9 protein-coding genes and 4 tRNA genes are annotated in these 13,313 nt (G+C 34.9%); 1 reads left to right on the plus strand and 12 read right to left on the minus strand.

Translation table 11 applies throughout. The features are described from left to right. Nucleotides 1-55: 55 nt before the first annotated feature. From ERCIKOCA2762_RS01635 to ERCIKOCA2762_RS01685, 11 genes are all read right to left on the minus strand, one after another. A tRNA-Pro gene (locus ERCIKOCA2762_RS01635) sits at nucleotides 56-132 on the minus strand. A gap of 49 nt (nucleotides 133-181) precedes the next feature. After that, a tRNA-Leu gene (locus tag ERCIKOCA2762_RS01640) sits at nucleotides 182-268 on the minus strand. 16 nt (nucleotides 269-284) lie between these two features. Continuing rightward, nucleotides 285-361: transfer RNA gene (locus tag ERCIKOCA2762_RS01645), tRNA-His, on the minus strand. A gap of 66 nt (nucleotides 362-427) precedes the next feature. Beyond that, nucleotides 428-501 (minus strand) — tRNA-Arg (locus tag ERCIKOCA2762_RS01650). Between the two features lie 193 nt (nucleotides 502-694). Next, on the minus strand, nucleotides 695-967 hold the full coding sequence (minE, locus tag ERCIKOCA2762_RS01655) for a cell division topological specificity factor MinE (RefSeq protein WP_157988480.1): 273 nt from the start codon (nucleotides 965-967) through the stop codon (nucleotides 695-697). A 3-nt stretch (nucleotides 968-970) separates the two neighbouring features. Then, nucleotides 971-1,783, minus strand: coding sequence for a septum site-determining protein MinD (minD, locus tag ERCIKOCA2762_RS01660; RefSeq protein ID WP_157988481.1), 813 nt, complete (start codon nucleotides 1,781-1,783; stop codon nucleotides 971-973). A 48-nt stretch (nucleotides 1,784-1,831) separates the two neighbouring features. Continuing rightward, nucleotides 1,832-2,527, minus strand: coding sequence for a septum site-determining protein MinC (minC, locus tag ERCIKOCA2762_RS01665; protein ID WP_157988482.1), 696 nt, complete (start codon nucleotides 2,525-2,527; stop codon nucleotides 1,832-1,834). Nucleotides 2,528-3,382: 855 nt separating this feature from the next. After that, nucleotides 3,383-3,724, minus strand: coding sequence for an iron-sulfur cluster insertion protein ErpA (erpA, locus tag ERCIKOCA2762_RS01670; RefSeq protein WP_415017150.1), 342 nt, complete (start codon nucleotides 3,722-3,724; stop codon nucleotides 3,383-3,385). 1,976 nt (nucleotides 3,725-5,700) lie between these two features. Further along, nucleotides 5,701-6,771, minus strand: coding sequence for a 5-(carboxyamino)imidazole ribonucleotide synthase (purK, locus tag ERCIKOCA2762_RS01675; RefSeq protein WP_157988483.1), 1,071 nt, complete (start codon nucleotides 6,769-6,771; stop codon nucleotides 5,701-5,703). 2 nt (nucleotides 6,772-6,773) lie between these two features. Next, nucleotides 6,774-7,277 carry a 5-(carboxyamino)imidazole ribonucleotide mutase gene (gene purE / locus ERCIKOCA2762_RS01680; protein WP_157988484.1) on the minus strand — a complete coding sequence of 168 codons (504 nt, stop codon included), beginning with the start codon at nucleotides 7,275-7,277 and terminating at the stop codon, nucleotides 6,774-6,776. 157 nt (nucleotides 7,278-7,434) lie between these two features. Continuing rightward, complete coding sequence (locus tag ERCIKOCA2762_RS01685) at nucleotides 7,435-8,151, minus strand: UDP-2,3-diacylglucosamine diphosphatase (RefSeq protein ID WP_157988485.1); 717 nt, start codon at nucleotides 8,149-8,151, stop codon at nucleotides 7,435-7,437. A gap of 705 nt (nucleotides 8,152-8,856) precedes the next feature. Here ERCIKOCA2762_RS01685 and cysS point away from each other — a divergent pair. Continuing rightward, entirely contained in the window at nucleotides 8,857-10,248 is a 1,392-nt protein-coding gene (gene cysS, locus ERCIKOCA2762_RS01690; RefSeq protein ID WP_157988486.1) for a cysteine--tRNA ligase, read from the plus strand. Nucleotides 10,249-10,810: 562 nt separating this feature from the next. On the opposite strand, the gene aspS is transcribed toward cysS, so the two are convergent. Continuing rightward, nucleotides 10,811-12,571: an aspartate--tRNA ligase gene (gene aspS / locus ERCIKOCA2762_RS01695; protein WP_157988487.1), complete on the minus strand. Its 1,761-nt coding sequence runs from the start codon at nucleotides 12,569-12,571 to the stop codon at nucleotides 10,811-10,813. Nucleotides 12,572-13,313 lie beyond the last annotated feature (742 nt).

The raw sequence follows: 13,313 nt of genomic DNA on the forward strand, positions 1-13,313 counted from the left end.
TGCATTGTCAAAAATTTTTGTACTATTTTTCATAACAATCTTAGTGAGTTTTATTTGGTCGGCGAGAGAGGATTTGAACCTCCGACCCACTGGTCCCAAACCAGTTGCGCTACCAAGCTGCGCTACTCGCCGATTTTCTATTTATTTTTATAGTTTATAGTGTCATTTTCAACAAAAAAGTTGGTGCGAAGAGAGGGATTTGAACCCTCACGTCTTTCTAGACACTAACACCTGAAGCTAGCGCGTCTACCAATTTCGCCACCTTCGCGTCATAAACTATAATTTGGGGTGGCTAATGGGGCTCGAACCCACGACAGCTGGAATCACAATCCAGAGCTCTACCAAACTGAGCTATAGCCACCATTTTAGTAAATAGTCAAACTACTATTCAATATAAGCCCACGCATACTCAGTAGAATCCAAACAGTGCGCCCGACAGGAATCGAACCTGTAATCTTTGCCTCCGGAGGGCAACGCTCTATCCAATTAAGCCACGGGTGCAACATATAAAACTGTATACTATCCTACGGATAGGATCTGAATCTGTCTAGTGCTTTTTAATAAAAAGGGATTATAATATATATGCTAGTGATGCATGATCTCTATCATGCTCGTCCTGTATTTGTAGTTGTATCCAATCTCTACAGTTATTCAACGTATAAAATTACGGATAGTGGATCTATCTAGTCATCAATTATAAATTTTTTTCTGTTTCTCTTTCGGGAAAAGTAATGTTGAGTTCAAGAATGGAAATATCTTTATATTTTTGGTCAAGAGTCACATTTAACATTTGTGGATTAATTTGAAAATACTTACCGATCACTTGTAATAAATCAATTTTTAATTGAGGTAAATAATGTGGTTCGGCGTCTCCTTTTCTGCGTTCTGCTACGATAATATGTAGACGCTCTTTGGCTATATTAGCTGTCCTTTTTTTTCGGGATATAAAGCAATCAAGCAAGGCCATAGTTTACCCTCTAAACAAGCGCTTCACAAAACTCTTTTTCCCTTCCTTAATGAAGCGGAACGGACGTGATTTTCCAATCAGACGATCGACAGTGTCAATATAGGCTTGACCAGCATCTGATTTAGTATCTAAAATTACTGGTTTGCCTTGATTCGAAGCACGTAGTACTGATGGGTCTTCTGGAATAACCCCAGTAAGCGGAATCCGAAGGATATCTAAAACATCTTCGATGCTAAGCATGTCTCCGCGATTCACCCGACTGGGATTATAGCGAGTAAGAAGTAAATGTTCCTTAATAGGTTCCTCTTCATTCTCTGCTCTTTGAGATTTAGAAGACAGAATACCAAGCATTCGATCCGCATCACGTACCGAAGATACCTCGGGGTTAGTAGTAATAATAGCTTCATCAGCAAAATATAACGCCATTAAAGCACCTGTTTCAATACCTGCTGGTGAGTCACAAATAATAAACTCAAACTCCATTTTCTGTAGATCATCTAAAACTTTTGCTACACCCGAACGAGTTAGTACGTCTTTATCACGAGTTTGTGATGCAGGGAGAATAAAAAGATCTTGAGTGCGTTTATCTTTAATCAGAGCTTGATTTAAAGAGACGTCATTGCGTATCACATTCACAAAATCATATACCACACGGCGCTCACAGCCCATGATCACATCAAGGTTACGCAAACCAATATCAAAATCAATCACCACAGTTTTTTTGCCTTGTTGCGCTAGACCGGTTGCAATAGCAGCGCTGGATGTGGTTTTACCTACGCCTCCCTTACCAGATGTAACAACAATCACACGTGACATATATTATCTTTCCTTACGACCTCATAAGCAATGATCACAAATCAGATCTCAGTTTAATTTTTGAATAGTTAATATATCATCTTGAAGATAGATACGAGCCGGCTTATTGGAAAAATGAGCTGGAATCTGATCCATCATCCAATAATGACCAGAAATAGACACTAATTCAGCTAATAAACTAGTACAAAAAATCTGAGAACTATAATCTCCATTAGCTCCAGCTAGAGCACGCCCACGCATCATGCCGTATATATGTATATTGCCATCAGCTACTAATTCAGCACCTTCACTGACGCTGTTAATGACCACTAAATCAGTATTTTTAGCATATATTTGTTGACCAGAACGTACAGGAGAAAAAATAATTCGCGTTTTCGACTGTGAAACTTGCGAAGACATTATTATGGGCATCATGTTACTTGTAGTAGAGGCTTTAAATTGCCCCGCACTTAGCACGGGTAACCCAGATCGTATTATCATATCTTTTAACCGTGCATCTTTGCAGCCACTAATGCCAACAATAAATACACCGGTAGATACAATAGCCTCTTGCATGCGATACCAATCAACTTCACTGGTTAACACTGCTACATTGACTATAACGGCTGCATGATTAAAGAAATCAGGAGTATGGCTAAATTTATCCTCAAGCGCTTTGCGTATAACTAGGGGATTGGTATCATGTAAATGCAGTACGGGAAGTGTAAAACTACTACCTTTTAAAACAATTGGTAATTGCGACATTAGCAGTCCTACTATAATCTTGTAATAATGTAACATTAGGGTAATGAACCAAGGTTGATGGTGTTATATGACAACCCATGAAAATAACCTTTACGTTTTATAATATCAGATGTTTCCTGATTTGTGATCATACTTTGGTGATCATACTTTTATCACAATTTTCTTCTTATCGCTTTATAAAACAAAACTGAATTGCAAATACATACTTGAACTATACCATCCAGTTTGTCGTATATAGTTAAAAAATTTCTATATTTTAGGTACAGTCTAAAAACATGTGACTATTGTTAGATTGAGCACAATGATTAGCGTCAATAGCATGACATTTTTAGCTTAAACAACATTAAGAACGTTGATGATGTAGAGTACTACTCTACCATAGTTAAAAAGCACACATTATCTAGACTAGCTTATTATATACCATATTAAAATTTTTACAGTTATGTTAGAATAATATATTGTTATATTAAGTGGAGTGATTGTTCTATTATATATTATAGCACCATAAAGTATTTTGGCACTTATGAGTGCTGTGTTTTTTCCAATAACACAGTGTACTTGAAACTTACAAATATTAATAATTTTTTATTGTGATCCTAAAGCCTCTTTTGTAATACAAATAGCACTGAAATATTCAGTATATAACATGCAATCGTGTCATGTATTGAAGTACTAATATACATTAATAATGATATATGATGTACTGGATCTTGCGATAAAACACACTGTAAATAATATATTTAATGTTAATTGATTGTCTCTATGAAAAAAATATGCCTCAGTGTTATGGATACCGATACTCTTATGTCATTGCTTATGTTTGTATCAATTGATAGCTATGGTAAGATCATATAATTACAAACTAAAAGAAGCACCACATCCACAAGTAATTTTTGCATTCGGATTTTTCACAAAAAAACGTGATCCCTCAAGATTTTCAGTATAATCCACTGAGCCTCCGAGTAAATATTGCAAACTCATATGGTCTACAATCAAAAATACACCTAATTTTTCAATAGTTATATCACCGATATTCCTTTGATGATCTAAAGTAAATCCATATTGAAAACCACTACAACCACCACCGGTAATGTATACACGTAACTTAAGATTAGGATTATTTTCATGAACCAGTAATTTTTTAACTTTATTAGCTGCAGAATCAGTAAATTGTAACGGAATGTCTATATTATCCATGATAATGTACTCCAATATTCGGTTTTATTAGTGCGTTCAAATGGTGAAATATGATGATAGAGGTGGTTTGAAAATCATTTAATTGACCAATAGAAGTATCGTGTACATTGTATCTTCCTCATAAGAAGTTCACGGTATTATTTTATTACCATAAAAAACCATTACTAATTAAAATAAGCGTTATAATCTATAGTCTAATAAGTTAATAGAACTGCACAATAATACACATGGATTTATATTTTATATATTTTTGAAGACATCCAATATTCTATTGATAACAGAAATACGTAATGTGCATCACATGTCATGCAATTTTTACCGTGATTTGGTTATAGATACAACTGTATTAACTATAAACTATGCAGTCATAGATGGCACCAGTATATATCGATTGATATTATAAGGAATCTCAGATAATTATCTCCGCTCTATGTCTATTGTGAAAAATAAATGACTCAAGAAAACTGCCAGTTGATATCATATGTTACTCTTTTTGCGCTTCAATCAAAACACAAAATCCTTTCTGCCATCTGAGATCTAAGTGATACTTGAGTTACTAATTATACAAAATGCTAATAATTAATATTATTAACCTATATATTGACTGAAAAGCAGCACCAATGTGTGTTGAGTGTAAAAAAATACATGACCTAACAGGATCAACATCATGGTAAAACTATGCTACAAATAAAACCATTTCATATATATCAAGCAGCAGAAAGAGTCATTCCATCTGAAAAATATTTGTACTTATGTGGAAACAGCATGATCTACAAATTTATCTAGATAGAATATATATGTTGGTATCTATTACATAAAACACAGTCTAATCATATGGCACGTCTATGCAATATCAAAATTCTGAATATAGAAGTATTATCAGTGCACGCACACGCACACGCACACGCACACGCACACGCACACGCACACGCACAGATAGTGTGATTGATTTTACGACTATTATTGATTCCATATCAACATGATCTAGCGCTGAATATCAACTAATAGTCGTATGTAGAATGCTGATTCGATGACCATTTGAGCAGCTCAAGCAATATATTTATAAAAAATAATTATCGTGCTGTTATAACTATCACATTGAGAGGAGTCTCAAGAAATGTATTATTTGTAAGTCATACTTAACTTTAATGTCACTTATCTTTATTGAAAGTTTATATGGTATATAAAACGTCATATGATAGTAATTTTGATATTGTGATTTACGTTATATATATCACATCAAAACAAAGTCTGATCTCTAATTAGAGATTAATTTATTACTTGATGTGTATCTCTTGGATAGTCAGCATACTCCTATATACATCTTATGAGATGATATACTCATTTCGTTGACATGTACAAAAAATAGTAACTTAATCAAGATGATCATAATGGTTTAGATTTACAGTAAGATGCAAGTAAAGGACATTTCTAAAAAAACTGAATAACCAAGGTTGTCATAAAGCTGTGTACCTACATTGTAATGACATTAAACTTAGCCTTTATAAGGGATGGGCTGTTTTAACATATATACCTAGCACTCCATCGTATAACGTATACTCATACTATAGAAGTCTAGTCGATAGAACCTCCTCGCAGATTCAATAGATATATCATTAGTTCTGTTCTCTATACTGTGCTGAGTACCTTGTGTGATTAGTTTTAATATTGATATATATAATATAATGATATTAATAACCTTACGTATTATTTTTTAGACGAAAAAGAAAGAAGATAGATTAGTATCTAAATATTTTTATTGATAGAGATACATGTTATTGTTAGTAACATGTAAAACATTATCACATACAGCACAGGTATATAAGTTGACTTTGGTATTATTCGTAGTGCAAGTATTATTTTTGCCACACATAAAAATCTATCTCCACGATTTAATATGAATTATTAATAACAGCATTTCAGTACTATAGGTTAGATAGGGGAGTTACGTATCACATTGTTATTTTTAAATATATCTAATCACTTTTTAGCTTTCTCTGCGCCCAACTAATAGCCCTCATATATTCTGATGGAAGCAGTGGACCCAATGTGCTTAATGCTTGACTAATAGCTGATGTGCTGATGTCCACTAAATTGAGATGACCAACTTTACGACCAAATCTTACTTTTTTATTATACCAGTGTAAGTGCACACGTGGCTCTATAAGCCATGCCATGCAAGCATCAATTCCAATGAGATTAAGCATTACAGCTGGCATATTTATAACTGGAGTGGGTAATGGAAGGTTCAGAATAGCTCGTAAATGTAACTCAAATTGACTAATAGAAGCAGCATCTTGTGTCCAGTGTCCGCTATTATGAACACGCGGTGCTATTTCGTTAACTACTAAACCTTCTGGTCCAACAAAACATTCCATGGTCATAACACCAACATAATTTAATTCACGCATAATCATTGATAACATATATTCAGCTTGTTTCTGTTGTGTATGGCGATCTAATAACATAACACTCACGCGTAATACACCATCCTGATGAAAATTATAAGTTAACGGATAAAATACCATACTGCCATCATAACCCCTTGCACCAACAAGAGACATCTCACTAGAGAAGTGGACAATTTTCTCTACAATAGACTTTCCATAACAACCGTGTGGTAGAATATTTTCTTTATCTGCGCATATCTGCCACTGACCTCTCCCATCGTATCCGCCGATGCGCTTTTTAACAATTACAAGCTTACCAAAAGAAGAAAAGATTTGTTTCCATTGCTTCGTACACATCAATTGTTGCCAGGGCGCAGTGCTTATTCCTAATTTATTTATGAGTTGTTTTTGTGTTAGACGATCTGCTAAAATCGGAAAAATATCGCGATTTACAAACGCGCTATGCTTAGAAAGCACCCGAGTAGATTCCGTTACCGGCCATTCTTCGCTTTCAGCAGTAATTACACATTCTGCAACCAGCAATGTCTTTGGATCAGCATCTAGCCCAATGGGATAAACTGTGAATCCAAGTTTCTCACCGGCCTGGCGTAGCATGCGACCTAATTGACCATTTCCTAAGACATAGACTAGTTTCATGTTTATTCCCTTGGGTCTGGATGATTTAATACTTCAGCTGTCTGATTCTTACGCCAATTAGCTAATATTTTAGCTAAGGAGTCATTGTGTAGCGCAAGTACTTGGACAGCTAAAATAGCTGCGTTAGTTGCCCCAGTTGAGCCAATTGCTAATGTACCCACTGGTATACCACATGGCATTTGTAAGATAGAATATAAACTATCTACCCCTCCTAGGACAGAACTCTGTATAGGTACGCCAAATACTGGAATTAATGTATTAGCAGCTAACATGCCTGGAAGGTGTGCTGCCCCTCCCGCACCGGCAATAATAACCTGGTATCCATTATTTTCAGCCTCTTCCGCAAATTTAAACAATTTCTGAGGTGTACGATGAGCTGATATCACTTCACAGTGAAACAAAACACCTAAATGATTGAGAACTTCTGCAGCATGTTGCATAGTAGACCAATCACTTTTAGAACCCATAATAATTGCAATAGATGTCATGTGTCTTTTAGTTGACATACTAAGTCACTCCTGTAATTGTTACCGTAATTACTCTTATAATTGAAGGAAATTGATTGCGTCGATACGAAAGGTTACTCAAATTTCTGCGTTAAGCTAGTGTAAGACACATAGCTGCATTACAAAATAGTGATATAGAATGACACAGTGTGTTTCTTTATAAAGAAAAAGTAATAAACTGTATATCTTTATGGTTTACGCTAATCATTGACCCTTTTTGAGACCAATCCCCCAAAACCCATCGTTGAGCTGGTTGTCCGTTAATGCTAAATTGATGTATAGTTGGACGATGAGTATGCCCGTGGATAAGCATGAATGACTGGTTTTTACACATAAGATCACTGACTGTGTGAGGATTCACGTCCATAATACCTATGTCTTTACTAGTATTCGCCTGTTGACTATGGGATCTTAGTTTAAGTGCAATACGCTTGCGTGTATATAGTGGCAAACTTAGAAATAACTTTTTTAGCCAATACGTTTGTATATACTTACGATATGTTTGATATATGATATCGCGAGTACATAGTCGATCACCATGCATAATTAATACACGCTGCCCATACAGCTCCAAAATACTTGCATCAGGCATGAGATACATCCCTGCACGACGCGCGAAGCTTTTTCCTAATAAAAAATCACGATTACCATGCAGAAAATGACAGCGAACAGACAACCTGCGCAGCATACAGGCTACGTGATCATGTAATGGACTTATATCATCATCGCCAATCCATGAATCAAATAAATCACCAAGAATATACAGTGCATCAGCATATTGCGCCTCATGACGTAAAAAATATAAAAAAGCAGCAGTAATTTGTGGTGATTTATCACAGAGGTGAAGGTCGGAAATAAATAGCGTTTTAGACATAGATTCTTGCTCATTTAGAGTTTATAGAGAACCATCTATATGAAAATATCCGAGACAACTTTATTATTTATGCAAAAATATTTTGATGAATTCCATTATAGTGTGGCATGCACATTAATTATGTTAACCTACAGTTAGAATATTTACTCAATTACCTTCGTGAGTACAGACTATAAATTTTTAGTAATAAATATTATTTATTAAGTGTTTGGATAGTCGTGAGGAATAGCATTCGGTGGTTAACATATGGATAATAGATGTAAATGCGATATATTTTTGTCAAGAATTCTGCTGTCATACGGAAAACACACATTAAAGTTGCTATATCACACGCAACCGAACATCCTTTATGTATAAACTTTAACTTCATGTTTGTCTGCTTAAAATGAGTTTTAAGATACACATAGTGTGTATATGAAAATAATTGATTGGATTCTAATTTTATTAGCAATACAAATGTTTATACCTATCTTTTTAGCATCAGCAGAAAACGTAATCTACTTGTTGTGACTCTGTAGCGATATAATCGTTCTTATATACAATGATATTTTTCTTTTATTTTTCTTATTTCTAATCACGCATTATGAAAAGGTCAGTGCATCGATGTTATTTATTTTTATTTCTCTAAAATATCATTAGTTAGACTTTGTTAGGCACTTTGAATATTATACTCTCTCTTTTTACTGCATTAGCATGGACTCTTTTATGTTGAAAATTTTTAATACCCTCAGTCGTACTAAAGAGGTATTTCAACCTATTCGTACTGGTATGGTTAATATGTATGTTTGTGGAATGACGGCCTATGATCTTTGTCATATTGGTCATGGTAGAACATTTACAGCGTTTGATGTAATCGCGCGTTACCTACGATATAGTGGTTATAAACTAAATTATATACGTAATATTACAGATATTGATGATAAAATCATTCAACGTGCTGATCATGATGGGAAGAGTATCACGTCTTTGACCACATATGTAATTGATACAATACATCAAGATTTTGCGCGATTGAATATTTTATCGCCTAATCAGGAACCACGCGCTACATTGCATATCATAGAAATGATTACTTTAATTAAAAGACTGATGAATCGAGAATATGCCTATATTTCTCGTAATGGGGATGTGCTGTTTTCTGTTGAAAAAGACCCAATGTATGGTCTGCTATCAAAACAAAATTTAATGCAGTTACAGATTGGTGCACGGATAGCCGGAATTGTGAAGAATAAACGTAATCCTATGGACTTTGCATTATGGAAGTTATGTAAATCAGGGGAACCTTCCTGGCCTTCTCCATGGGGCTGCGGTCGACCAGGATGGCATATTGAATGTTCTGCAATGAATTACGCGCATTTAGGTAAATATTGTGATATCCATGGTGGTGGATCCGATCTAATTTTTCCTCATCACGAAAATGAAAGAGCGCAGTCTACCTGCGCCTATGATGCTCCATATGTCAACTACTGGATGCATTCTGGAATAGTAAATATTGACCAAGAAAAAATGTCTAAATCGTTAAACAACTTTATCACTATACGTAAAGTTTTAGAAAAGCACGATTCAGAATCTGTGCGCTATTTTTTACTTTCTAGTCACTATCGCAGTCAGCTTCACTATAATGAAGATAACCTCAAACAAGCACGTACGGCACTAGAGCGTCTGTATTTTGCGCTCTACCAAACAGGTGTCTGTGCGCTAACCTGCGAGAGTAAAGAGTTTGAAATCCGTTTTTGTGCGGCTATGGATGATGATTTTAATACTCCCACAGCCTGTGCAATACTATTTGAGTTAGCACATGAAATTAATCGCAACAAAGAGCGCTATCCGAAAATAGCAAATAGTTTAGCTATGCGTTTACGTTTATTGGGCCGCGTCTTGGGGTTGCTCGAACAAGATCCAGAGACATTTTTTAAAAGCAACAACCTCAATATTAGATATAATTCCATATCTCATATTGAAGCACTTATCCACATACGTGATCATGCGCGCCAAACAAAGGATTGGGAAAAAGCTGATTTGACACGTCAGCGTTTGAATGATATGGGTGTTCTTCTCGAAGACACCAGAGACGGCACTCGTTGGAGATATAAATAATTATTGGTCAAGATATAAAAATTTTAATCATGACTACTATCGTGGTAAGGCACTCACTAACTATTTGCATACTATTTCAAATATCTAAAAGATCACTATGCTGCATACTATAATATTAAGTAGATTTTACGTATGCACTCACTCAATATGAGCTATCCTAATCTCTGAAATTACTTTATGGTTATTCAGTGATCAGCCGTTTGATCTAATATGTTACTTTACAATTATAGATACTCTATAACACCATAAATCAGTTTAATGTCTATTGACAGAATAAGAAGTAGTAATATCGTTAACATCATTGAACATGTTTTATATTTTACTCTGCTGATCCATTAATATATCAATAGTATTTAGAGTACATCTCTATGTTTTAGAAGAGTATCTATACGTCGTGCTAACATGTTCAATACCGCAATTATTTTTAATGCCTTCATACTAGAGCTCTATGATTTAGTTTTAGTTATCACAGGCAAGTTGCATGATACTATCAGTATGCATAAGTTATAAAGATGCTATTTTACTCAAATTTATAAATAGCTTTGTTTTGTATGGTAGTTATTTAATTTATATGCATAGTAATGCCTAATTCTAGTAATGACTTTTGATGAACTATATTTGGAGCCTCTGTCATAAGGCAAGCCGCAGAGGTAGTTTTAGGAAATGCAATAACATCTCGTATGTTATCTGAATCAGTTAATAACATAACTAGGCGATCAAGCCCACAAGCTAATCCAACGTGAGGTGGAGTACCAAATTTTAATGCATCTAGAAAAAAACCAAATTTTTGGCTTTGATCTTCCCTCGAAATACCTAATGTATCAAATACTGCAATTTGCATGTTCAAGTTGCTAATACGTGCAGAACCACCACACACCTCATAACCATTAATCACAAGATCATATGCATCGGCAATAACTGAATCTGGTTTTTCTTTTAACTGATCGATCGATCCTACCTTAGGGGCAGTAAAAGGATGATGCATAGCGGTGAACCCACGTTTGCAATGATGTTCAAACATCGGAAAATCGACAATCCATAGTGGTTTATATTCACATGTGTTCGTAATTTGTAAATGATGACCTACTCGTATGCGTAATACCCCTAATGCGTCAGTGACTATCTCGTTATAGTCTGCGGCAATAAAAATAATATCTCCATTAGAGGCCTTCACACGATTGAATAACACTTCCATCACCTCTGTCATCATCGATTTCGATAGAGGACCAGTCACACCTTCAAGACCTTTATCCCGCTGATTTAATTTAATCCAAGAAACAGCTTTAACACCATCGTTTTTTACTGATTGTATATAACCATCGATTTGTTTGCGAGTCAGACTCGCCCCCCCTGGAACGCATAAGGATATTACACGACTATTTTTGTCATTAGCTGATTCCGAAAACATCTTAATATTTATAGATTGCATTAAGTCAGCAATATCCACTAACTCCATAGGGTTACGCAAATCAGGTTTATCAGAACCATAACGCAGCCTTGATTCAGCATAAGTCATCACTGGAAAAGAGCCGAGTTCCACTGATTTAATCTTTAACCACAAAGCACGAACTAAACGCTCCATCATATCTCTAAGATCAGGTGCAGTAATAAATGAAGCTTCTATATCGATTTGCGTGAATTCAGGCTGACGATCTGCACGAAGATCTTCATCGCGAAAACATTTGGCAATCTGATAATAACGATCAACTCCAGAAATCATTAATATTTGCTTAAAAATTTGCGGTGATTGTGGTAGAGAATAAAATTTACCTATATGGCAACGACTGGGTACTATATAGTTACGAGCCCCCTCAGGGGTTATATTAGTTAACATTGGTGTTTCAATGTCAAGAAACCCCAGCTCATCTAGAAATCTTCGTGCTAAACTAGTAATTATAGAACGAACTTTTAGACGATAAGCCATTTCTGGACGACGTAGGTCAAGATATCGATATTTTAAACGTACCTCTTCACTGTTCTGATTACTAAAATCCAGTGGCAATGACTCAGAACGATTGATAATAGAGAGATATGTAGCCTGTATTTCAATATCACCTGTTAATAGAGTTTTATTTTGGTTTTTCTCAGTACGTTTGCAGACTATGCCCATGACTTGGATGCAGAACTCGTTACGTAATTCGCAAGCTAGAGAAAAGACTTTCTTGTTTTCTACACTAAAAAAAATCTGTACAATGCCTTCACGATCACGCATATCTATGAAAATAAGGTTTCCTAAGTTGCGATAACGATGTACCCAGCCACAGAGTGTAACTTTTTGACTAACATGAGCATAGTTCAGATGCCCGCAATATTTAGTACGCATAGGTATTCCTTTCTAATTATACCTCATCTTTATGTATACATAATCCAGAAGGGCATATGACGTAATCCATAGCTCTTACCTATCTCTCATCAATAAGATATGTGCTTTGTTTCTAATCATATAATATATATACTCTAGTGAAATACCGGACATAATATCTCTGGAAAATCACTCAGGAATACTGATTGATAGTGTTATAGTAGAATATATTGATATACATCATCATATACTACCTCGCATAGTGAATCTACACGCTAACTAGAAACGATGTTGTGTAGAATTGAAAATATGCATACTATGTAGTACAAGATTCGTATAACTACTCGTAGTATGTAGTTTTTTTTAAAACATATCTCATCTATAAAAATCTAAAAACAATTACTTAGTGCCTTAAATGAATATTTTTTTGATGTGTACATCATCGTAACTGAAATGATCCTAAGACGCTTCTCCATCATCAGCAGCACAGAACATATATAATCGCAAGGCATTAATTTTATTTTGAAATGATTGAATAAAATACACCAAAAGATATTTAATGCATGCGAGTGTCCATTTTGAGGTAGACAGTTAATGTATACCATTTATAATTACGAGCCCTATGCTGAAAATTCTTTTATTTACAGAAGCCACACGAATGCATTGAATAAAATTCATAAATGTCAATGACTATGTCAGTAATTGGATCTTAATTATTGTTTTTTGATCCTAATATGATTAAACTAGTGCTACGATTATAGTA

It is taken from the genome of Candidatus Erwinia haradaeae, from assembly GCF_900698935.1.
In the GTDB taxonomy this organism is placed as follows: Bacteria; Pseudomonadota; Gammaproteobacteria; order Enterobacterales; family Enterobacteriaceae; genus Erwinia_E; species Erwinia_E haradaeae_D.

Bases quoted from the DNA above. Each gene is read 5' to 3' on its own strand.
- minE (WP_157988480.1), bottom strand. From the start codon at position 967: ATGGCCTTGCTTGATTGCTTTATATCCCGAAAAAAAAGGACAGCTAAT.
- minD (WP_157988481.1), bottom strand. From the start codon at position 1,783: ATGTCACGTGTGATTGTTGTTACATCTGGTAAGGGAGGCGTAGGTAAA.
- minC (WP_157988482.1), bottom strand. From the start codon at position 2,527: ATGTCGCAATTACCAATTGTTTTAAAAGGTAGTAGTTTTACACTTCCC.
- erpA (WP_415017150.1), bottom strand. From the start codon at position 3,724: ATGGATAATATAGACATTCCGTTACAATTTACTGATTCTGCAGCTAAT.
- purK (WP_157988483.1), bottom strand. From the start codon at position 6,771: ATGAAACTAGTCTATGTCTTAGGAAATGGTCAATTAGGTCGCATGCTA.
- purE (WP_157988484.1), bottom strand. From the start codon at position 7,277: ATGTCAACTAAAAGACACATGACATCTATTGCAATTATTATGGGTTCT.
- ERCIKOCA2762_RS01685 (WP_157988485.1), bottom strand. From the start codon at position 8,151: ATGTCTAAAACGCTATTTATTTCCGACCTTCACCTCTGTGATAAATCA.
- cysS (WP_157988486.1), top strand. From the start codon at position 8,857: ATGTTGAAAATTTTTAATACCCTCAGTCGTACTAAAGAGGTATTTCAA.
- aspS (WP_157988487.1), bottom strand. From the start codon at position 12,571: ATGCGTACTAAATATTGCGGGCATCTGAACTATGCTCATGTTAGTCAA.